The 20,854-nt window shown below is 68.6% G+C and carries 19 protein-coding genes and 1 tRNA gene; 13 read left to right on the forward strand and 7 right to left on the reverse strand.

The window, feature by feature from the left end:
- Nucleotides 1–92: 92 nt before the first annotated feature.
- From LIN44_RS11400 to LIN44_RS11430, 7 genes are all read right to left on the reverse strand, one after another.
- Nucleotides 93–833, reverse strand: coding sequence for an ABC transporter ATP-binding protein (locus tag LIN44_RS11400; protein WP_227312180.1), 741 nt, complete (start codon nt 831–833; stop codon nt 93–95).
- Nucleotides 830–1,600: an ABC transporter ATP-binding protein gene (locus LIN44_RS11405; RefSeq protein WP_227312181.1), complete on the reverse strand. Its 771-nt coding sequence runs from the start codon at nt 1,598–1,600 to the stop codon at nt 830–832. Before LIN44_RS11405 ends, LIN44_RS11400 begins: the two co-directional genes overlap by 4 nt.
- A complete protein-coding gene (locus tag LIN44_RS11410; protein WP_227312182.1) occupies nt 1,597–2,676 on the reverse strand; it encodes a branched-chain amino acid ABC transporter permease in 1,080 nt (359 codons plus the stop codon). Before LIN44_RS11410 ends, LIN44_RS11405 begins: the two co-directional genes overlap by 4 nt.
- Before the next feature lies 1 nt (nt 2,677).
- Nucleotides 2,678–3,544, reverse strand: coding sequence for a branched-chain amino acid ABC transporter permease (locus LIN44_RS11415; RefSeq protein WP_025582061.1), 867 nt, complete (start codon nt 3,542–3,544; stop codon nt 2,678–2,680).
- Between the two features lie 260 nt (nt 3,545–3,804).
- Complete coding sequence (locus tag LIN44_RS11420) at nt 3,805–5,010, reverse strand: ABC transporter substrate-binding protein (protein ID WP_227312183.1); 1,206 nt, start codon at nt 5,008–5,010, stop codon at nt 3,805–3,807.
- 121 nt (nt 5,011–5,131) lie between these two features.
- A complete protein-coding gene (locus LIN44_RS11425) occupies nt 5,132–5,947 on the reverse strand; it encodes an alpha/beta fold hydrolase (RefSeq protein WP_227312184.1) in 816 nt (271 codons plus the stop codon).
- A gap of 39 nt (nt 5,948–5,986) precedes the next feature.
- On the reverse strand, nt 5,987–7,612 hold the full coding sequence (locus LIN44_RS11430) for a benzoate-CoA ligase family protein (protein ID WP_227312185.1): 1,626 nt from the start codon (nt 7,610–7,612) through the stop codon (nt 5,987–5,989).
- A 273-nt stretch (nt 7,613–7,885) separates the two neighbouring features.
- On the opposite strand from LIN44_RS11430, the gene LIN44_RS11435 reads away from it, so the two are divergent.
- The 13 genes from LIN44_RS11435 (at nt 7,886) to LIN44_RS11495 (ending at nt 20,854) form a co-directional block, all read left to right on the forward strand.
- The gene (locus tag LIN44_RS11435) at nt 7,886–8,842 is read left to right on the forward strand and encodes a helix-turn-helix transcriptional regulator (RefSeq protein ID WP_227312186.1); all 957 of its coding nucleotides are present in this window, start codon (nt 7,886–7,888) and stop codon (nt 8,840–8,842) included.
- Nucleotides 8,843–8,943: 101 nt separating this feature from the next.
- A complete protein-coding gene (boxC, locus tag LIN44_RS11440) occupies nt 8,944–10,638 on the forward strand; it encodes a 2,3-epoxybenzoyl-CoA dihydrolase (RefSeq protein WP_227312187.1) in 1,695 nt (564 codons plus the stop codon).
- A gap of 31 nt (nt 10,639–10,669) precedes the next feature.
- Nucleotides 10,670–12,094, forward strand: coding sequence for a benzoyl-CoA 2,3-epoxidase subunit BoxB (gene boxB / locus LIN44_RS11445; RefSeq protein ID WP_227312188.1), 1,425 nt, complete (start codon nt 10,670–10,672; stop codon nt 12,092–12,094).
- A 21-nt stretch (nt 12,095–12,115) separates the two neighbouring features.
- The gene (gene boxA, locus LIN44_RS11450; RefSeq protein ID WP_227312189.1) at nt 12,116–13,360 is read left to right on the forward strand and encodes a benzoyl-CoA 2,3-epoxidase subunit BoxA; all 1,245 of its coding nucleotides are present in this window, start codon (nt 12,116–12,118) and stop codon (nt 13,358–13,360) included.
- Between the two features lie 110 nt (nt 13,361–13,470).
- Nucleotides 13,471–13,860: an MbcA/ParS/Xre antitoxin family protein gene (locus tag LIN44_RS11455; protein ID WP_018004354.1), complete on the forward strand. Its 390-nt coding sequence runs from the start codon at nt 13,471–13,473 to the stop codon at nt 13,858–13,860.
- On the forward strand, nt 13,820–14,572 hold the full coding sequence (locus tag LIN44_RS11460) for an RES family NAD+ phosphorylase (RefSeq protein WP_227312190.1): 753 nt from the start codon (nt 13,820–13,822) through the stop codon (nt 14,570–14,572). The genes LIN44_RS11455 and LIN44_RS11460 overlap by 41 nt, the downstream gene beginning before the upstream one ends.
- Nucleotides 14,573–14,694: 122 nt before the next feature.
- A tRNA-Met gene (locus tag LIN44_RS11465) sits at nt 14,695–14,770 on the forward strand.
- 195 nt (nt 14,771–14,965) lie between these two features.
- The gene (locus LIN44_RS11470) at nt 14,966–15,550 is read left to right on the forward strand and encodes an NUDIX hydrolase (protein WP_011615057.1); all 585 of its coding nucleotides are present in this window, start codon (nt 14,966–14,968) and stop codon (nt 15,548–15,550) included.
- A gap of 48 nt (nt 15,551–15,598) precedes the next feature.
- Nucleotides 15,599–16,351 carry a leucyl/phenylalanyl-tRNA--protein transferase gene (aat, locus tag LIN44_RS11475; protein WP_227312191.1) on the forward strand — a complete coding sequence of 251 codons (753 nt, stop codon included), beginning with the start codon at nt 15,599–15,601 and terminating at the stop codon, nt 16,349–16,351.
- 76 nt (nt 16,352–16,427) lie between these two features.
- Complete coding sequence (locus LIN44_RS11480; protein WP_227312192.1) at nt 16,428–17,225, forward strand: arginyltransferase; 798 nt, start codon at nt 16,428–16,430, stop codon at nt 17,223–17,225.
- Between the two features lie 108 nt (nt 17,226–17,333).
- A complete protein-coding gene (locus LIN44_RS11485; RefSeq protein WP_227312193.1) occupies nt 17,334–18,368 on the forward strand; it encodes a quinone-dependent dihydroorotate dehydrogenase in 1,035 nt (344 codons plus the stop codon).
- 435 nt (nt 18,369–18,803) lie between these two features.
- Nucleotides 18,804–19,781 carry an ABC transporter substrate-binding protein gene (locus tag LIN44_RS11490; protein WP_227312194.1) on the forward strand — a complete coding sequence of 326 codons (978 nt, stop codon included), beginning with the start codon at nt 18,804–18,806 and terminating at the stop codon, nt 19,779–19,781.
- Between the two features lie 176 nt (nt 19,782–19,957).
- A complete protein-coding gene (locus LIN44_RS11495; RefSeq protein WP_062798238.1) occupies nt 19,958–20,854 on the forward strand; it encodes an ABC transporter permease in 897 nt (298 codons plus the stop codon).

Consider the following 20,854-nt stretch of genomic DNA (forward strand, 5'->3'; position numbering starts at 1 on the left):
CAAGCCCCGGCGGAGCAAAACAGCGATACCTTGCGCCCGCAAGTGCCGTTGCGGCAGGGCAACAATAGTGCTTTATATCTCACTTTGTGGAGTCAGACACCCAGGTAGCGGTCCAGCGCTTCCGGCTTGCCGGCGAGATCCGATGCAGGGCCGGACAGCACCACCCGGCCCTTTTCCAGCACCACCGCACGGTCGGCGTGCGCCAGCACCGAGCGGAAATTGCGGTCGACCACCACCGAGGCGATGCCGGTGCTCCGCACGGTGGCAATGACGGCCCAGATCTCGCGCACGATGCGCGGCGCCAGTCCTTCCGTGGCCTCGTCCAGCACCAGGCAGTCGGGATTGGTCATCAGCGCGCGGCCGATCGACAGCATCTGCTGCTCGCCGCCGGACAGCTGCTGGCCGCCATGGGACAGGCGTTCCTTCAGGCGCGGGAACAGGTCTAGCACGCGCGCCTCGTCCCAGTCGTTGCGGCCATTGCAGCCCTTGCGCGCAGCCATCAGCAGGTTCTCGCGCACCGACAGGCTGGGGAAGATGCCGCGCCCCTCCGGCACGTAGGCCACGCCGAGGCGCGCCACCTCGAACGGCTGCGCGCGCGACACATCGCGGCCGGCCACCAGGATGCGGCCCTGGCGCTGGCGCACGTGGCCCAGCAGCGTGCGCAACAGCGTGCTCTTGCCCATGCCGTTGCGACCCAGCAGCCCGACCGTCTCGCCCGCGCCGACGGTGAAGTCGATGTCGCGCAGCACGTGGCTCGAGCCGTACCAGGCGTTGATGCCGGTGGCCTCGATCATCGGCGCGGCCGGGGCCGCCGCGGGGTTCGGCAGGTTCATGCGGCCTCGTCCTCTTCCTCGCCCAGGTAGGCAACCTGGACTTCATGGTTGGTGCGGATCGCCTCGGGACTGCCGGTGGCGATCACGGCGCCGTTGACCATCACGGTGATGCGGTCGGCGACCGAGAACACCGCGTCCATGTCGTGCTCCACCAGCAGGATGGCGTGGCCTTCGCGCAGGCCGCGCAGCAGTGCCAGCATCCGTGCCGACTCTTCCGCGCCCATGCCCGCCAGCGGCTCGTCCAGCAGCAGCGCGACCGGCTGCGTGGCCAGGCACATCGCCACTTCCAGCTGGCGCTTCTGCCCGTGCGCGAGGTCGCTGGCGCGCCGCTCCGCCAGGTGCTCCAGCCCGGCGCGCTCCATGGCCTCGTCGGCCAGCGTCGCGGCAGTGCGGCAGCCCTGGGCGCTTTCCCACAGCCGCCAGGCGCGCTGCGCGCGCGACTGCGCCGCCAGCCGGCAGTTCTCGCGCACCGTCAGCGGCAGGAAGATGTTGTTGCGCTGGTAGCTGCGCCCCACCCCATGGCGCGCCAGCCGCGGCTGCGACCAGCCGGTCACGTCCTCGCCCTTCAGGCGCAGGCGGCCGGAGGACGGCGGCAATTCGCCGGACAGCATATTGATCAGGGTCGACTTGCCGGCGCCATTGGTGCCGATCACGGCGTGGATCTCGTGCAGCGCCAGCGTCAGGTCGACGCCCGCCACCGCGGTCAGGCCGCCGAAGCGCCGGGTCAGCTGCTGCGCTTCGAGGATGGTGGTGGCGGGCGTGCTCATGCGGCCTCCGTATGGCTGCGCGGCTCCGCAGGGGCTTCGCCGGTGCCGGAGCCCGCATCGCCATTGCGGCGCCGACGGCGCCCGTGCCGCAGCACCGATGGCAGGCTGACCAGCCCGCGCGGCAGCAGCGCCACCGCGACAATGATGAAGCCGCCCATCAGCAGCTGCCAGTGCTTGGTCAGGGTACTGAACCACTCGGCCAGCAGCACGAACGAGAACGCGCCCAGCACCGCGCCGGCCAGGCTGCCGACACCGCCCAGGATCACCATCAGCATGGCGTTGCCCGACTGGTGCCACGACGCGATTTCCGGATTGACGAAGCCGAACTGGATCGCATAGAGAAACCCCGCCAGTCCCGCCAGCAGCCCGCCCGCGACAAAGGCGCCCAGCTGGTAGCGGTAGGTGGCATAGCCGGCCGCGCGCATGCGTTGCTCGTTATGGCGGATGCCGACCAGCGCGTGGCCGAAGCGCGAGCGCAGCACCAGCATCAGCACCGCCACGGTCGCCACCAGCCCCAGCCACACCAGCCAGTAGAAGTGCATGGGGTCGTTCACCGTCAGCAGGCGCTCGCCCGGCACGGGAAATTCCGGACGGAAGTAGATATAGGTGCCATCGCTGCCGCCCGCGACCTTGGTGTCGTGGAACACGAAGTACACCATCTGCGCGAACGCCAGCGTCACCATGATGAAATACACTCCGCGCGTGCGCAGCACCAGCGCGCCCACCACCAGCGCCAGCGCGGCCGACGCCGCCAGCGCGGCGGCCAGCAGGACCCAGCCGTTGCCGGGGCCGCTCTGCGGCGCCAGCATCGCGGTGGCGTAGGCCGCCATGGCGAAATAAGCGGCATGGCCCAGGCTGACCAGCCCGGTGTAGCCGATCAGCAGCTGCAGCGACAGCGCGAAGATCGCCATGATCATCACCTTGCTGAGCAGCTCGATATAGAACTTGTGGCTGTCCGCGGTCAGCAGCAGCGGCAGCCCGGCCAGCACCGCAAAGGCCACCACCCAGCCCAGCGCGGTGGCGAGCGTGGCGTTGCGCGCAGCGTGCCGGCGCGCCGGCAATGTCGTCGGATTCATGTCATCCCGCCTTGAACAGCCCCTGCGGCTTCCACAGCAGGATCACCGCCATCAACAGGTAGATCAGCACGCCGGCCGCCTCCTGCCAGAACACCTTGCCGAAGGTATCGACAAAACCCAGCAGCAGCGACGCCACCAGCGCGCCCTTGACCGAGCCGATGCCGCCGATCACCACCACCACGAAGCACACGATCAGCACCTGCGCGCCCATGCCCGGATACACCGACGACACCGGCGCGGCGATCATGCCGGCCAGCACCGCCAGCGCCACCCCCAGCGCAAACACGAAGCGGTACAGCACCGTGATATTGATGCCCAGCGACTGCACCATCTCGCGGTTGGTCGCGCCGGCACGGATCATCATGCCCAGGCGCGTGCGGCGGATCACGTAGTACATCGCCAGCGCCACCACCAGGCAGATGGCGGAGATGAACAGCCGGTACACCGGGTAGGTCATGTCGTTGCCGATCGGCAGCGCGCCGTCGAGCAACGCCGGCACCTGCACGCCGTGCACGTCATCGCCGACCAGGATGCTGCGCAGCTCTTCGAATACCAGGATCAGGCCGTAGGTCATCAGCACCTGCTGCAGGTGGTCGCGCTCGTACAGGTAGCTGAAGAAGGCCCACTCCAGCACATAGCCGAACGCCACCGCCAGCACGATGCCCAGCGGAATCGCAATGAACAGGTTGCCGGTCAGGCCGGCCAGCGTGAAGGCGAGGTAGGCGCCCAGCATGTAGAAGCTGCCATGAGCCAGGTTGATCACGCCCATGATGCCGAAGATCAGCGTCAGGCCGCTGGCAACCAGGAACAGCAGCAGGCCGTACTGGACGCTGTTCAGGCATTGGATGAGGAAGGAGACGATGTCCATGCGGGCACTTCTGCAAACTACGACAGGATGACGACGGTTTTGGGATGCACCAAAGCCGCCCGAACTTGCCTCAGCAAGGTGTTCTCCCTCTCCCCGCATGGGGAGAGGGTCGGGGTGAGGGGTGGTTTAGCAAGGAGCCACGCCAAGCGGGGCCAATGGTTTTGAAACTGCGGCCCTCAGCCTTTGACCCGCCTGCCCTCACCCCCGGCCCCTCTCCCGCAGGCGGGAGAGGGGAGCAAACAAGCGGGAACGATAAGTCCTTACAACCTGCACCCGCGCGCCGGATCGGCCAGCGCCTTCACCGCCACCGCGCTGACCTTGTTCTCGCGCCCGTCCACCTTGCGCAGATAAAAGTCCTGCACCGGGTTGTGCGCCTTCGACAGCGTGAAGGCCCCGCGCGGGCTGTCGATCCTGGCGCCGCCCATGGCCTTGTACAGGTCGGCCTTGCGCGTCATGTCGCCCTTCACCGCGGCCGCACCGGCCGCCAGCAGCTGGGCGGCATCGTAGCCTTGCACCGCGTACACGTCGGGCTGCAGCTTGTAGGTCTTGGCGTAGTCCAGGCGGAAGTTCTTGTCGCGCGGGTTGGTCAGGCCGTCGGCGTAATGCAGCGTGGTTTCCAGGCCCTGCGCGGCGTTGCCCTGCGCCTCGAGCGTGCCGTCGGTCAGGAAGCCCGAACCATACAGCGGGATCTTGTCCTTCAGCCCGGCCGCGGCCCAGTCCTTGACGAACTTGACCGCGCCGCCGCCGGCAAAGAACACGAACACGGCATCGGGCTTGAGCGACGCCACTTCCGTGATCAGCGCCTGGAACTCGACATTGGGGAACGGCAGGCTCAGCTCCTTCACCACCTTGCCGCCCTTGGCCTCGAACGCCTCCTTGAAGCCCTTGACCGACTGCTCGCCGGCGGCGTATTTCCAGGTCAGCGTCACCACCTTCTTCAGGCCGCGCTCGCCCAGCACCTGGCCCATGGCATAGCCCGGCTGCCAGTTCGAGAACGAGGTGCGGAAGATGTTGGGCCCGCACAGCGGCCCGGTGGCCTCGTCGACGCCGGCATTGGGAATGATCAGCAGCGTGTTGTTTTCCTTGGCCACCTTGACGATGCCCATCTGCACGCCGGAATGCACCGTGCCGACCACCACGTCGACCTGGTCGCGCTTGACCAGCTTGGTGGCGTTCTCCGGCGCCTTGGCCGGATCGGATTCGTCGTCGACCTTGAAGTATTCGATCTCGCGCCCGCCCAGCTTGCCGCCCTGCTGCTGCACGTACATGCGGAAGCCGTTCTCGATGGCGTTGCCCAGCGCGGCGTAGGTGCCGGTGTACGGCAGCATGAAGCCGATCTTGATCTTGCCGCCGGCGGGGGCGCCGGCCGCGGGGGCCGCGGGCTGCGCGGCAGCGCCGGCCATGGCAAAGACGGCGGCGGCGGCAAGGCAGGCAGGCGCGAGCCTGCGCGATGGGAAGCGACGCATGGTGTCTCCTGGTGGTCAAGCCGGTTGGCTCGCTGGACCGTTGCCGGTCACCCCTGCCCTTGCCATGGGCCGCCGGCGCATCCGGCACCGGGAACCCCTGCGCAATCGGCGGGAAGCCGAATTATTTTAGGTTTGAAGTATATGCGTTTATATGCCGAACCGCCGCCAGCGTCAACGGATCTTTTTGGTCGCGATGGGGCGCATGTCCGCATCGCGCGAGTTTAAGCAAGGTGGTCTGGGGGGCATATCGATGGATACCCTCGATCTGCGCCATGGTGCCGTACTCGTCGTCCTCGCCCTGCACCGCCAGCACCGGGCATTGGATGCCGGACAGCAGCGGCCGCAGGTCCCAGCGGCGGAATTCCGGATCGAGCCAGATATCGTTCCAGCCCCAGAAGGCGGAATCGACATCTGCGTGGTGGCGCGCCAGCCGCTCGCGCAGGTCGGTTTCGAGATAGGCCTGGCGCGTCGCCGCGATGCTGCGCACCGACAGGTCTTCGACCACGATATGCGGCGCCAGCACGGTGATGCCCGCCACGGCGCGCGGAAAGCTGGCGGCGTGGATCAGCGCGATCGAACCGCCATCGCTGTGGCCGAGCAGCCAGGGTATGCCGCGCGCGCGGCCGGGTCCGATCTCGAGCGCATCGAACAGCGCGGGCAGCGCCTCGCGCGCCTGCCGGTGCATGAAATCGGGGCGCCACTTCTCGTCGTGCGGCCGCGGCGTGGAGCGGCCGTAGCCGTAGCGGGAAAACACCAGCCCGCGGTAATCGCCGGCCTCGCAGAAGGCCAGCGGAAAGTCGCGCCACATGCTGACCGAGCCGAGGCCCTCGTGCAGGAACACCACCAGCGGACGCTGCGCGCGCTCGGGGCGCAGCCACTGGTATTCGATCTGGATGCGGCGGTTGTCGAACGGGATCTCGACCAGGCTGCTGGGCATGGACACCTTGTCTGGTTGCATCGTTTCAGGAAGCGCGATTCAGCCGCGCGCGGCCTGCTCGCGCTGGCGCAGCCGGAAGCGCTGGATCTTGCCGGTCGCGGTCTTGGGCAATTCCGGCACGCATTCGATCCGGCGCGGGTACTTGTACGGCGCCAGGCGCGACTTGACAAAGGCCTGCAGTTCCGCCGCCATGCCGTCATGCCATTGCTGGCCCGGGCGCAGCACCACGAACGCCTTGGGCTTGACCAGTTCGTCGGCATCGGTCACGCCGATCACCGCGGCTTCGAGCACGGCCGGATGCTGTGCCAGCGCGGCCTCGACCTCGAACGGCGAGACGTAGATGCCGCCGACCTTGAGCATGTCGTCGCTGCGGCCGGCGTAGGTGTAGTAGCCGTCCGCATCGCGCAGGTACTTGTCGCCGCTGCGGGTCCAGGCGCCGACAAAGGTCTCGCGGCTCTTGTCGCGGTTGCACCAGTACATCAGCGCGGCGCTCGGGCCGCGGATGTAGAGGTCGCCGATCTCGCCATCCGCGCACGGCTCGCCCTGCTCGTCGAGCAGCTTGAGTTCATAGCCCGGCACCGGCACGCCGGTGGTGCCGTAGCGCACCGCGCCCGGCCGGTTCGACAGGAAGATATGCAGCATTTCGGTGGAGCCGATGCCGTCGAGGATGTCGCAGCCGAAATGCGCCAGGAAGCGTTCGCCGATATCGCGCGGCAGCGCCTCCCCGGCCGAGGTGCACACGCGCAGGGCCACCTGCGCGCGCGCCGGCAGGTCGGGCGCCGCCAGCATGCCGGCGAACAGCGTCGGCACGCCGCAGAATACCGTCGGCTTGTGCTCGCACAGGCGTTTGAACACTGCCGCCGGCGTGGGCCGCTCGGCCATCAGCACGGTGGTGGCGCCGACCGACATCGGGAAGGTCAGCGCGTTGCCCAGCCCGTAGGCAAAGAACAGCTTGGCGGCGGAGAACACCACGTCGTCCTCGCGCATGCCCAGCACTTGGCGGGCATAGAGGTCGGCGGTATGGAACAGGTTGGCGTGGGTATGCACGGTGCCCTTGGGCCGGCCGGTGGAGCCCGACGAGTACAGCCAGAACGCCATGTCGTCGGGTCCGGTGCTGGCAGTCGGCGCCGGTGTGCGCGTGCGCGCCAGCATCGCGCCGACGCTGCACGACGGCGCGGCGCCGGGGTGCGGCGCGGCCTGGATCACGGTCGGGGCCAGCCCGCTCTGGGCGATCGCGGCCTGCATCACCGGCAGCAGCGGCTCGGACACCACCACCGCGCGCGCGCCGCTGTGGCCCAGCATGTAGGCGTAGTCGTCCGCCGTCAGCAGGGTATTGACCGCCACCGGCACCACGCCCGCCAGCAGGCAGCCGAGAAATACCACCGGAAAATCGACGGTGTCGAGCGCGCATACCAGCACGCGCTCTTCCTGGCGCAAGCCGGCCGCGCGCAGCGCGCCGGCAAAGCGGCGGGCCCGGTCATCGAGTTCGGCGTAGGTCAGCGCGGTGGTGTCGTCGCGGTATGCGGTCTTGCCGCCACGGCCTGCCGCGAGGTTGCGCGACAACAGGTCCTCGGCGGCGTTATAGCGTAACGGCAAGCGTGACGGCAGCGCCGCAATGGCACCAACGGTGCCGTCGGCAGCCGCGGCAGGGTTCGGGGGCGTCATGTCTGCACTCCTTGGGGTCGCGCGCCGCGGCCTGCCGTTGGGCGGCAGGCGCGCGCCGGCGCCAGGCCAGTCGCTGTTATCGGCACCGGCCAAGTTGCAACCGGAACCCGCTTGTTGATGCATTTTATTTCACATCAACTATTATGCAACCAAGGGAATGCACTATAGGACAGGGTTCGCCGGGCCAGCCGCCTCCGGCACCACTTGGCGCAACCCCGCTGAACGTATAATGCGCCCCTGATTTCTTTGGCCGCACCCAACCCGACCGACACCATGCGCCGCGATTCCGCACCGCTGCCCGCCGCCAGCGCCGCCGAGGCCGACCCGTCCGCCGCGCCTGCACCGGGCGCTGCCAACGCCGAACGCGACCCCTACCTGACGCGGCTGGGCGAGCGCATCCGCTCGCTGCGCGCCTCGCGCGGCATGTCGCGCAAGGACCTGGCGCGCGGCGCGGCTGTCTCCGAACGCTATCTCGCCAACCTGGAGACCGGCACCGGCAATGCCTCGGTGCTGCTGCTGCGGCAGGTGGCGCGCGCCCTCGATGTGCCGCTGCCGGTGGTGCTGGCCGAGGTGGACACGCTCAACGGCCAGCAGGCGTCCGAGTTCGCGCAGATGGTGCAATGGCTGGCACAACTGCCGGCCGGCGACCTGGCGCGCGTGCGCGAGGCCTGCCGCCATGCGCTGGCGCCGTCGGAATCCGGCGATGCGCGCCACCGCCGCATCGCGCTGATCGGCCTGCGCGGCGCCGGCAAATCGACGCTGGGACGCGCGCTCGCGGCCGTGCGCGACGTGCCTTTCGTCGAACTGAATGCCGTGATCGAGCAGGAAGCCGGCGCCAGCCTGTCCGAGATCCATTCGCTGTACGGGCAGGCCGCCTATCGCCGCTATGAAATGCGCGCGCTGGAACGGACCCTGCGCGAACACGACCGCATGGTGCTCGCCACCCCCGGCAGCCTGGTCTCGGAGCCGGCCACCTTCAACCTGCTGCTGGCGCAGTGCTACACCATCTGGGTGCGGACCTCGCCGGAAGAGCACATGGCGCGCGTGGTCGCCCAGGGCGACATGCGGCCGATGGAAGGCAACCGCGAGGCCATGGCCGACCTGCGCCGCATCCTGCAGGCGCGCGCGCCGCTGTACGACCGCGCCGACCTGTCGATCGACACCAGCGGCCAGGACGCCGCCACCTCGCTGCAGCAACTGCGCGCCCGCTTGCAGGCCGCCGGCGCCTGAGCCGGCGCCGGCGGCGCCGACAAAGACGTTGCGCCGCCCGTCTCCATGCACTATATTTCATCAAAAGCCGCAAGGCACGATAGTGCACTCAGGAGACAGCCATGTCCACGCCGGCAATCGCCCCGCACCCCGGCCCCGCAGACACGCCCGCGCCGGTCACGTTCGAGCGCCATCCCGACCAGTACCGCCACTGGAAGCTGAGCTTCAACGGCCCCATCGCCACGCTGGCGATGGATGTCGATGAAGAAGGCGGCCTGCGTCCAGGGTATGCGCTCAAGCTCAACTCCTATGACCTCGGCGTCGACATCGAACTGCACGACGCGCTGCAGCGCATCCGCTTCGAGCACCCGGAAGTCCGCACCGTGGTGCTCACCAGCGCGCGCGAGCGCATCTTCTGCTCGGGCGCCAATATCTTCATGCTGGGCCAGTCCTCGCATGCGTGGAAGGTCAACTTCTGCAAGTTCACCAACGAAACCCGCAATGCCATCGAGGACGCCAGCCGGCACTCCGGGCTGAAGTTCATCGCCGCCTGCAACGGCACCACCGCCGGCGGCGGCTACGAGCTGGCGCTGGCGTGCGACGAGATCGTGCTGGTCGACGACCGCTCGTCCGCGGTGAGCCTGCCCGAGGTGCCGCTGCTGGGCGTGCTGCCCGGCACCGGTGGCCTCACCCGCGTGACCGACAAGCGCCATGTGCGCCGCGACCACGCCGACATCTTCTGCACCACCACCGAAGGCGTGCGCGGCCAGCGCGCCAGGGACTGGAAGCTGGTCGACGAGGTGGTCAAGCCGGCGCGCTTTGCCGAATACGTGGCCGAGCGCGCCGCCGCGCTGGCGGCCACCAGCGACCGTCCGCAAGGCCACCACGGCATCACGCTGACGCCGCTGTCGCGCACCGTCGAGCCCGACGGCTATCGCTACGAGACCGTGCGCGTGCATGTCGACGCCGCCGCGCGCAAGGCCACGCTGACCGTGTTCGGGCCGGACAAGCACCAGCCCGGAGATCTTGCCGGCGTGGTCGCCGCGGGCGCGCAGTGGTGGCCGCTGAAGATGGCGCGCGAGCTCGACGACGCGATCCTGACGCTGCGCACCAACCATCTCGACCTCGGCATCTGGGTGCTGAAGACCGATGGCGACCCGGCCGCGGTGCTGGCGGCCGATAAGCTGCTGCAGGCGCACGCCGGCCACTGGTTCGTGCGCGAGACCATCGGCATGCTGCGCCGCACGCTGGCGCGGCTGGACGTGTCGTCGCGCAGCCTGATCGCGCTGATCGAGCCCGATTCCTGCTTTGCCGGCACGCTGCTGGAACTGGCGCTGGCCGCCGACCGCAGCTACATGCTGCACCTGCCCGACGCGCCCGACGATGCGCCGCGCGTGTTCGTCTCGCCGCTCAACTTCGGCCACTACCCCATGCCCAACGGCCAGACCCGGCTGGCCGCGCGCTTCTACGGCGACGAGGCCGCGCTGGGCCCGGTGCGCGACCATATCGGCGCGCCGCTGGACGCCCTCAGCGCCGACTCGCTCGGCCTGATCACCGCGGCGCCGGACGATATCGACTGGGAAGACGAGATCCGCATCGCGCTGGAGGAACGCGCCAGCCTGTCGCCGGATGCGCTGACCGGGATGGAGGCCAACCTGCGCTTCGGCGGCGCCGAGACCATGGAGACCCGCATCTTCGGCCGGCTCACCGCCTGGCAGAACTGGATCTTCCAGCGCCCCAACGCCGTCGGCGAGCATGGCGCGCTGAAGGTCTTCGGCAGCGGCAACAAGGCCCGCTTCGACTGGGACCGCGTCTAGCGCAACCACCCGACCACACAGGAGACAGCTTGTGAGCATCGACTACAGCCAGAAGATCCCCAACAACGTCAACCTGTCCGACGACCGCGCGCTGCAGCGCGCGCTGGAACACTGGCAACCGGCATTCCTGGACTGGTGGCGCGACATGGGGCCCGACGGCTCGCACGGCTACGAGGTGTACCTGCGCACCGCGGTGTCGGTCGATCCATCCGGCTGGGCGCATTTCGACCACGTCCGCATGCCCGACTACCGGTGGGGCATCTTCCTGCAGCCGGCCGATCCCGACCGCCGCATCCACTTCGGCGAGCACAAGGGCGAAGCCGCCTGGCAGGAAGTCCCGGGCGAGCACCGCGCCAACCTGCGCCGCATCATCGTGACCCAGGGCGACACCGAGCCCGCCTCGGTCGAGCAGCAGCGCCATCTCGGGCTGACCGCGCCCAGCCTGTACGACCTGCGCAACCTGTTCCAGGTCAACGTCGAAGAAGGCCGCCACCTGTGGGCGATGGTGTACCTGCTGCACCGCTATTTCGGCCGCGACGGCCGCGAGGAAGCCGAGGCGCTGCTGGAGCGCCGCTCCGGCGACCAGGACAACCCGCGCATCCTCGGCGCCTTCAACGAGCGCACGCCGGACTGGCTGTCGTTCTTCATGTTCACCTACTTCACCGACCGCGACGGCAAGTTCCAGCTGTGCGCGCTGGCCGAGTCCGGCTTCGACCCGCTGGCGCGCACCACGCGCTTTATGCTGACCGAGGAAGCGCACCATATGTTCGTCGGCGAATCCGGCGTCTCGCGCGTGATCCAGCGCACCTGCGAAGTCATGCGCGAGCGCGGCATCGAAGACCCGGCCGAGGTCCGCGCCGCCGGCGTGATCGACCTGCCGACCATCCAGCGCTACCTGAACTTCCACTACAGCGTCACCATCGACCTGTTCGGCGCCGACCAGTCGTCGAACGCGGCCACCTTCTACAGCGCCGGCCTGAAAGGACGCTTCGAGGAAGGCAAGCGCGCCGACGACCATGTGCTCAAGGGTGAGGTCTACCGCGTGCTGGAGGTGCGCGACGGCCGCCTCGGCGAGCGCGAGGTGCCGATGCTCAACGCGCTCAACGAAGTCCTGCGCGACGACTACATCAAGGACAGCATGGGCGGCGTGGCGCGCTGGAACAAGGTCATCGAGAAAGCCGGCATCCCGTTCCGGCTGACGGTGCCGCACAAGGCCTTCAACCGCAAGATCGGCACGCTGGCCAATGTCCACGTCTCGCCCGACGGCAGGCTGATCCCGGAGGCTGAATGGAAGGCCAACGAACGCGACTGGCTGGCGACCGACGAAGACCGCGCCTTCGTCGCCGCGCTGATGGGCCGCGTGACCGAGCCCGGCCAGTACGCGAACTGGATCGCCCCGCCGGCGGTGGGCATCAATCGCCAGCCGATGGATTTCGAGTACGTGCGCTTCAACTGAACCGGACCACACCAGATTGCCATGGGCGCCCCCGACATCATCAAGCAGCACCTGATCGATCCGGAAATCTGCATTCGCTGCAACACCTGCGAAGACACCTGCCCGATCGACGCCATCACCCATGACGACCGCAACTACGTGGTCCGGGCCGACGTGTGCAACGGCTGCAATGCCTGCCTGTCGCCGTGCCCGACCGGCGCCATCGACAACTGGCGCACCATGCTGCGCGGCCAGGCCTATTCGATCGAGGCGCAGTTGCTGTGGGACGAGCTGCCGGCCGAGGTGCCGCTACCGGAACTCGACAGCGCGGACCAAGCCGAGCCGGCTACCGCTGGCGGCAGCACGGCCGTGGCCGACGACGCCGCGATCCAGGCCGTGGAAACCAGCCGCCATACCTCGCCGCGGGCGCCGTGGTCGGCCGCCCATCCCTATGTGAACCTGCACGGCGTGCGCGCGCCGGTGACCGCCACCGTGGCGGGCAACTACCGGCTCACCGCCGCGGACGCCTCGAGCGACATCCACCATATCGTGCTGGATCTCGGCACGCATTTCTTCCCGATCCTGGAAGGCCAGTCGATCGGCATCGTGCCGCCGGGCACGGATGCCGCGGGCAAGCCGCACTACATCCGCATGTATTCGGTCGCCAGCCCGCGCGACGGCGAGCGCCCGGGCTATAACAATCTCGCGCTGACGGTCAAGCGGGTCGAGCAGGATCACGACGGCAAGCCGGTGCGGGGGGTGGCATCCAACTACCTGTGCGACCTGGCCAAGGGCGACGCGGTGCAGGTGGTGGGCCCGTTCGGCTCGACCTTCCTGATGCCCAACCACGCCGAAGCCAGCGTGATGATGATCTGCACCGGCACCGGCTCGGCACCGATGCGCGCCATGACCGAGCGCATGCGGCGCAACCTGGCGCAATTCAGCGGGCGCCGGCTGCTGTTCTTCGGCGCGCGCAATGCCGCCGAACTGCCCTACTTCGGCCCGCTGCTGAAGCTGCCCAGGGATTTCCTCGACATCCACTTCGCCTTCTCGCGCGACCCGGCCACGCCGCGCCGCTATGTCCAGGACGCGATCCGCGAAGCCGCGGACAGCGTCGCCGCGCTGCTGGGCGACGCCAACGGCCATGTCTATATCTGCGGCCTGAAAGGCATGGAGGACGGCGTGCTGGCCGCATTTGAAACGGTCTGCGCCGGCGCCGGTCTTAACTGGAAGGCGCTGGAAACCACCATGAAGGCCGAAGGACGGCTGCATATCGAAACCTACTAGCCGTCGCGCCCCGCGAAACTGGCGCGCGTCCCCGGCTGGATCTTCGGACCGCCCCTTCCCTTCTGAAATTCATCGCCTATAATCTTTCTGAAGAAACAGGAGCATAGGCGATGCAATCGAGGCGGATTCCGGAAACCGATCCCGCCGGCGGCCCCGACCCCGGCACCACGCTGACCAAGGCGGTCATGCGCGCCGCCGGCTTTCTGGGCATCAGCCAGGCCATGGTGGCGAGCGTGCTGGGCATCAGCACGGCTTCGGTCTCGCGCATGGCGTCGGGCGGCTATGTGCTCGACGCGCATCGCAAGGAGTGGGAATTCGGCGTCTTGTTCGTGCGCCTGTTCCGCTCGCTCGACGCCATCCTGGGCCACGGCGACCAGGCCCGGCTATGGCTCACCCACGACAACCTCGCGCTGGGCGGCAAGCCGCTCGAGCTGATCCGCACAACCGAAGGCCTGGTCCGTGTCGTTCACTACCTGGACGCCACCCGCGGTCGCATCTGAGCGCCGGCAGTTCGCGCTCACGCTGTGGCGGGCGGTGGAAGCCCAGCATGTGGTCTCGACCATGCCGCTGGTCGACAGCCTGGAGGAGCAGGCCGTACTCGAAGCCGTGCTGGACGCCGGCAAGCCGGTCGTGCCGGTCGAGGCACGCCATCTGCACTACCTGCTGTTCACCCCGTTCCGCTACCCGCCCTCGCCCTGGGGCTCGCGCTTCCGCGCCAGCCAGGATCCGGGCGTGTTCTATGGCGCCAACGAGATCCGCACCGCCTGTGCCGAGCTTGGCTACTGGCGCTGGCGCTTCCTCAACGATAGCCCGGCCCTGCCGCGCATCGACGCACGCGCGCAGACGCTGTTCGAAGTGCGCGTCGAGACCTCCGGCGTGGCGCTGGACCAGCCGCCGTTCGACCGCGACCGCGCCGCCTGGACCGACCCGGACCATCACGAGCCCTGCCAGGCGTTCGGCCGCATCGCGCGCGAAGCCGGCCTCGGCATGATCCGCTACACCTCGGTGCGCGATCCGCAGCACGGCCCCTGCGGCGCGGTGCTGACGCCGCGCGCGTTTTCGCACCCGACGCCGCTCGCCACCACCACCTGGATGCTGACCGTGCGCCGCGACCGCGTGATGTGGCAGCGCGACGACCTGCAGCAGCGCGACAGCTTCGAGTTCGAGGCCGCGCTGTGGCAGCGCACAAGCGATACCCCCGAAGCAGGCTGAACCTCTGCCCCGCCGCGGCGATCTAATCGTTATGGCACGCGGCAATGCGCATCGCTGTCAGGTTTTGTTAAACAGGTGTTGCATTGCGCAACCAGATGCCATATAATCTTTTCTTCGACGGACGCGGGGTGGAGCAGTTGGCAGCTCGTCGGGCTCATAACCCGAAGGTCGCAGGTTCAAGTCCTGCCCCCGCAACCAACCGCACAGATGCACGTCTGTGACGCCGTCAACGCAGACAAACCCGCCCTTGGCGGGTTTTTTGTTTGGTGCCGCCAGCCGGTGTCGCGGCAGTGCCGCCGCGGTATGCCGGTCCATGGTGCCCCGCCGCTCCCACGACCGGTCGGCGCGCTGAGCGAGGGTGATACACTTTCGCCATTCTCCCGGACGCCCCTCATGAAATTCTGCTCGAACTGTGGTCATGCGGTCGTGTTGCGCGTGCCTGACGGCGACAACCGCCCGCGCAGTGTCTGCGATAACTGCGGCACCATCCACTACGTCAATCCCCGCAATGTTGTCGGCACGATCCCGGTCTGGGAAGACAAGATCCTGCTGTGCAAGCGCGCGATCGAGCCCCGCTACGGCTTCTGGACGCTGCCGGCGGGCTTCATGGAGATCGGCGAGACCACCGCCCAGGCAGCCTCGCGCGAAACGCTGGAAGAAGCCGGCGCGCGCGTGCAGGTGGGCGAACTGTTCTCGATCCTGAACGTGCCGCACGTGCACCAGGTGCACCTGTTCTACCTCGCCACGCTGGACGATCTCGACATTGCGCCCGGCGAGGAAAGCCTGGAAGTGAAGCTGGTGGAAGAAGCCGATGTGCCCTGGGATGAACTGGCCTTCCCCACCGTGATCCATACCCTGCGCTGCTTCTTTGCCGACCGCGCCGCCGGCCGGCTGCAGGATGGCAGCTTCCGGCTGCACAGCCTGGACATCGACAAACCCATGCGCCCGCTGACCAGCCGGGCCACGGTCACCCCCTGAGCGGCGGGCCCGCCCCCGCACCGTCCCCCGCCCTCCGGCGCAGCCCGCATGATTGCCTGGCTGGACCCGCAAGATCCGTTTCCCCCGGTCGAGCACGCGCTCGGGCCGGATTCCGATGCCCCCGGGCTGCTCGCCGCCAGCCGCGAGCTGTCGCCGCAGCGGCTGCTGCTGGCGTATCGCCAGGGCATCTTCCCGTGGTATTCGAGCGGCCAGCCGGTGCTGTGGTGGAGCACCGATCCGCGCATGGTGCTGCCGCCGCCGGCGCTGCGCGTCTCGGCCAACCTGCGCAAGACGCTGCGGCGCGTGCTGCGCGATGCCGACTGGGAAATCCGCGTCGACCACGATTTCCTGGCCGTGATGCGCGCCTGCGCAACCACGCCGCGCGAGGGCCAGGACGGCACCTGGATCACCGATGCCATCATCGCCGCCTACGGCACCCTGCACCGCAACGGCCTGGCCCATTCGGTCGAAAGCTGGTACCGCGGCGAGCGCGTCGGCGGCCTGTACGGCGTGGCGCTGGGACGTATGTTCTTTGGCGAATCGATGTTTGCGCACCGTACCGACGCGTCCAAGATCGCGCTGGCGGCGCTGTGCGCGTTCCTCGGCAACCACGGCGTGGCGATGATAGACTGCCAGCAGGAAACCGACCACCTGGCCTCGCTGGGTGCGCGCCCCATCCCCCGCGCCGAATTCGTGGCCCATGTGCGCGCGGCAACGGCACAGCCGGCGATCAGTCCGTGGCGGTTCGACAAATCGGTGCTGGAGCGCTGGGCCGGGACACCCGCCGCGCCGGCAGGCTGAATCCTGGCACGGGTGCGGACGCCGACGCTCCGGAACACCTTGCCCATCGCGCCGTCCCGCCGGAGCCCCCAGAGTCATGAGCAAGCTGAAGGAACTACCGCTGTCCGCGCTGCAGTTCTATGCCACGGCGCCCTACGCTTGCAGCTATCTCGACGGCCGCATGGCGCGCTCCCAGGTGGCCACGCCGGCGCACCTGATCAATGCCGACGTCTACTCGCGCCTGGTGCGCGCGGGCTTCCGCCGCAGCGGCATCTTCACCTACCGGCCGTATTGCGACGATTGCCACGCCTGCACGCCGTGCCGCGTGCTGGTCGACCAGTTCACGCCGGACCGCTCGCAGCGCCGCGCGTGGAACCGCCACCAGCACCTGCAGGCGCTGGTGGCGCCGCTGACCTACGTCGAAGAGCACTATTCCCTGTACCTGCTGTACCAGTCGATGCGCCACGCCGGCGGCGGCATGGACCAGGACAGCCGCGACCAGTACGAGCAGTTCCTGCTGCAGAGCCGCGTCAACTCGCGCCTGGTGGAGTTCCGCGACCCGCCCGGCACGCCCGAGGCCGGGCGGCTGCGCATGGTCAGCATGATCGACGTGCTCGACGACGGGCTGTCGTCGGTCTACACCTTCTACGATCCGCTCGAGCACAACGCCAGCTACGGCACCTACAACATCCTGTGGCAGATCCGCCAGACCCATGCGCTGGGCCTGCCGCACCTGTACCTGGGCTACTGGATCGCCGACAGCCGCAAGATGGCGTACAAGGCGCGCTTCCGGCCGCTGCAGGTGCTGACCGGCAACCACTGGCATGCCTTCGAGGACCTCGCCGGCGAGGCCCCGGAGGCCGCCGCGCCGGTGCCGCCCGCGACGCAGCCCTAGCCAGGCCGGGCCACCGGCCGCCGCCGCGGCCGCCCTCGCGGACGGGCCAGCCGCTACAATGCCGCCCTGGTCCCGACTTCCGCGCCGCCCCGCCGGCCGCCTGCCCACGTGCTCAACGCGCTCTATCCCCTGTTTCGCCCCGCCCTGTTCTCGATGGATGCCGAGGACGCCCACCATTTCACGCTGAACAACCTGCTGCGCGCCCACCGCATGGGCCTGGGCGGCTGCATCGGCAACCGCATTGCCGATGACCCGCGCACGGTCATGGGGGTGCGCTTTCCCAACCCGGTCGGCCTGGCCGCGGGGCTGGACAAGGACGGCGCCTATATCGACGGCCTCGCCGCGCTCGGCTTCGGCTTTATCGAAGTCGGCACGGTCACGCCGCGCGCGCAGCCGGGCAACCCGCGCCCGCGCATGTTCCGGCTGCCGCAGGCGGATGCGCTGATCAACCGCATGGGTTTCAACAACGGCGGCGTCGATGCCTTCGTCGCCAATGTGCAGGCGTCGCGCTGGAAGGCTGAAGGCGGCGTGCTGGGGCTGAATATCGGCAAGAACGCCGATACCCCGATCGAGCGCGCCAACGATGACTACCTGTACTGCCTGGAGCGCGTCTATCCGCACGCCAGCTATGTGACGGTCAATATCTCCTCGCCCAACACCAAGAACCTGCGCCAGCTGCAGGGCGCGAGCGAGCTCGACAGCCTGCTGTCGTCGCTGAAGGATGCGCAGCAGCGCCTGGCCGACCAGCACAAGCGCTATGTGCCGCTGGCACTGAAGATCGCGCCGGATCTCGACGCCGACCAGATCGGCAATATCGGCGACGCGCTGGTGCGCCACAGGATCGACGGCGTGATTGCCACCAACACCACCATTTCGCGCGAGGCGGTCAAGGGCCTGCCGCATGCCGACGAAGCCGGCGGCCTGTCCGGGCGCCCGGTGTTCGAGGCCTCGACCCGCGTGGTGCGCGCGCTGCACGGCGTGGTCGGCGACGCAGTGCCGATCATCGGCGTGGGCGGCATCTTCGGCGGCGCCGACGCGCGCGCCAAGACCGACGCCGGCGCGAAGCTGGTGCAGGTCTACAGCGGCCTGATCTACCGCGGCCCGGCGCTGGTGCGCGAGTGCGCCGCGGCGCTGCGCGGCTGAGCTCGCCGGGGCGCCCACGGCCCCTGTTCGCGCCCGGCCGATGCGCCACCCGCATCGCCCGGGTGGAGGAAAACCTCGACCTCCCAGGCACGCGCAATTGCATGAAGACGCGGCCACCGCAATCGGGGTAATCCACAAGCAAACCCCGGTTCCCGCGCAATAAAATGCGCCTCGATGGCGGATAGCGGGCGTCTGACAGCATCGGATGCCCCACTTCCGCATGATGACTGTCCATTTCGTGCGCGGGAAGTGGTATCCTCGCAGGCTTATCGCTGTCGCATCCGACGCGTCCGCGCACGCTCCCTCCCGCCGCAGGAAGCCGCCGCGCCCGCCCGGACCGGCACCGTGCGCCAGCCGGCGCGCGGTCCAGGACGGCGGACCGAACCATCCGCGGCCGTATCCAATCCAGAACCGAGTTTCGGGGGAGCACACATAATGAAATCCACCAAGGGTCTCGCAGCAACCAAATCCATCCTGGGCGGCGCCGTGGCGCTGGCACTGCTGTACGGCGGCGCCGTGCAGGCCCAGACCGTCAAGGTGCTGTCGATCGTCGACCATCCCGCGCTGGACGCCATCCGCGACGGCGTGCGCGCGGAACTGAAGGCGGCCGGCTATGACGCCGACAAAAGCCTGAAGTGGGAATACCAGAGCGCCCAGGGCAACACCGGCACCGCGGCGCAGATCGCACGCAAGTTCGTCGGCGACAACCCCAACGCCATCGTCGCCATCGCCACGCCGTCGGCGCAGGCCGTGGTCGCCGCGACCAAGACCGTGCCGGTGGTGTACTCGGGCGTGACCGATCCGGTCGCGGCGCAGCTGGTCAAGAGCTGGTCGGCGTCGGGCACCAACGTCACCGGCGTGTCGGACAAGCTGCCGCTGGACAAGCAGGTTGCGCTGATCAAGCGCGTGGTGCCCAAGGCCAAGACCGTGGGCATGGTCTACAACCCGGGCGAGGCCAACTCGGTGGTGGTGGTCAAGGAGCTGAGCGCGCTGCTGGCCAAGGAAGGCCTGACGCTCAAGGAAGCCGCCGCGCCGCGCACCGTCGACATCGGCCCGGCCGCCAAGAGCCTGGTCGGCAAGGTCGACGTGATCTACACCAACACCGACAACAACGTGGTGTCGGCGTACGAGGCCCTGGTCAAGGTGGCCAATGAATCGAAGATCCCGCTGGTCGCGGCCGATACCGACAGCGTCAAGCGCGGCGCCGTGGCGGCACTGGGCGTCAACTACGGCGACCTCGGTCACCAGACCGGCAAGGTGGTGGTGCGCATCCTGAAGGGCGAGAAGCCGGGCGCGATCGCCTCGCAGACCAGCGACAACCTGGAACTGTTCGTCAACACCGGCGCTGCCGCCAAGCAAGGCGTGACGCTGTCGCCGGAGCTGGTCAAGGAAGCGAAGACGGTCATCAAGTAAGCACAGCCACGCCCTGCCATGCCGCCGCCGCAAGGCGGCGGCGGCGCCGGCCAGGCCTACCCGGCCGGGCCGGACCGACCAGGGCGAGGCGGCCGGCAGCCCCATCCAGGCGTGCCGGCGGCTCCGCCCCAAAACCGGCGCCAGGCAGACGCCGGACCCCGCAACAGGATTCCCCCATGTCCCTCTTTTCCCTTCTGGGCGCCCTGGAGATCGGCCTGATCTTCAGCCTGGTGGCGCTCGGGGTGCTGATTTCCTTCCGCATCCTCAATTTCCCCGACCTGACCGTCGACGGCAGCTTCCCGCTGGGCGGCGCCGTGGCAGCGACGCTGATCGCCGCGGGCCAGGACCCGTTTCTGGCAACCATGGTCGCGATTGCCGCCGGCGCGCTGGCCGGCTGGATCACCGGCTGGCTCAACGTGCGCCTCAAGATCATGGACCTGCTCGCCAGTATCCTGATGATGATCGCGCTGTACTCGGTCAACCTGCGCATCATGGGCCGCCCCAACGTGCCGCTGATCACCGAACCCACGCTGTTCACCGTGCTGCAGCCGGAATGGCTGCCCGACTATGTGCTGCGCCCGCTGGTGCTGTTCGTGGTGGTGGTGGTCGCCAAGGTCGGGCTGGACTGGTTCTTCAGCTCGCAGCTGGGCCTGGCGATGCGCGCCACCGGCGCCAACCCGCGCATGGCACGCGCGCAGGGTATCCCGACCGGCCGCGCCACGCTGGCCGGCATGGCGCTGTCGAATGCGCTGGTGGCACTGGCCGGCGCGCTGTTCGCGCAAACCCAGGGTGGCTCGGATATTTCGATGGGCATCGGCACCATCGTGATCGGGCTGGCGGCGGTGATCATCGGCGAGACCATCCTGCCGGCACGGCGGCTGATCTGGACCACGCTGGCCGTGGTGCTGGGCGCCATCCTGTATCGCTTCTTCATCGCGCTGGCGCTGAACAGCGACTTCATCGGCCTCAAGGCACAGGACCTGAACCTGGTCACCGCCGCGCTGGTGACGATCGCGCTGGTGCTGCCGGCGACGCGCAAGAAGCTGTTTGCCCGCAAGAACGGAGGTGCCTGA

It is taken from the genome of Cupriavidus sp. MP-37, from assembly GCF_020618415.1.
In the GTDB taxonomy this organism is placed as follows: domain Bacteria; phylum Pseudomonadota; class Gammaproteobacteria; order Burkholderiales; family Burkholderiaceae; genus Cupriavidus.

Coding starts and splice junctions, on each gene's coding strand:
- LIN44_RS11400 (WP_227312180.1), bottom strand. CDS start 833: ATGAACCTGCCGAACCCCGCGGCGGCCCCGGCCGCGCCGATGATCGAG.
- LIN44_RS11405 (WP_227312181.1), bottom strand. CDS start 1,600: ATGAGCACGCCCGCCACCACCATCCTCGAAGCGCAGCAGCTGACCCGG.
- LIN44_RS11410 (WP_227312182.1), bottom strand. CDS start 2,676: ATGAATCCGACGACATTGCCGGCGCGCCGGCACGCTGCGCGCAACGCC.
- LIN44_RS11415 (WP_025582061.1), bottom strand. CDS start 3,544: ATGGACATCGTCTCCTTCCTCATCCAATGCCTGAACAGCGTCCAGTAC.
- LIN44_RS11420 (WP_227312183.1), bottom strand. CDS start 5,010: ATGCGTCGCTTCCCATCGCGCAGGCTCGCGCCTGCCTGCCTTGCCGCC.
- LIN44_RS11425 (WP_227312184.1), bottom strand. CDS start 5,947: ATGCCCAGCAGCCTGGTCGAGATCCCGTTCGACAACCGCCGCATCCAG.
- LIN44_RS11430 (WP_227312185.1), bottom strand. CDS start 7,612: ATGACGCCCCCGAACCCTGCCGCGGCTGCCGACGGCACCGTTGGTGCC.
- LIN44_RS11435 (WP_227312186.1), top strand. CDS start 7,886: ATGCGCCGCGATTCCGCACCGCTGCCCGCCGCCAGCGCCGCCGAGGCC.
- boxC (WP_227312187.1), top strand. CDS start 8,944: ATGTCCACGCCGGCAATCGCCCCGCACCCCGGCCCCGCAGACACGCCC.
- boxA (WP_227312189.1), top strand. CDS start 12,116: ATGGGCGCCCCCGACATCATCAAGCAGCACCTGATCGATCCGGAAATC.
- LIN44_RS11455 (WP_018004354.1), top strand. CDS start 13,471: ATGCAATCGAGGCGGATTCCGGAAACCGATCCCGCCGGCGGCCCCGAC.
- LIN44_RS11470 (WP_011615057.1), top strand. CDS start 14,966: ATGAAATTCTGCTCGAACTGTGGTCATGCGGTCGTGTTGCGCGTGCCT.
- aat (WP_227312191.1), top strand. CDS start 15,599: ATGATTGCCTGGCTGGACCCGCAAGATCCGTTTCCCCCGGTCGAGCAC.
- LIN44_RS11480 (WP_227312192.1), top strand. CDS start 16,428: ATGAGCAAGCTGAAGGAACTACCGCTGTCCGCGCTGCAGTTCTATGCC.
- LIN44_RS11490 (WP_227312194.1), top strand. CDS start 18,804: ATGAAATCCACCAAGGGTCTCGCAGCAACCAAATCCATCCTGGGCGGC.
- LIN44_RS11495 (WP_062798238.1), top strand. CDS start 19,958: ATGTCCCTCTTTTCCCTTCTGGGCGCCCTGGAGATCGGCCTGATCTTC.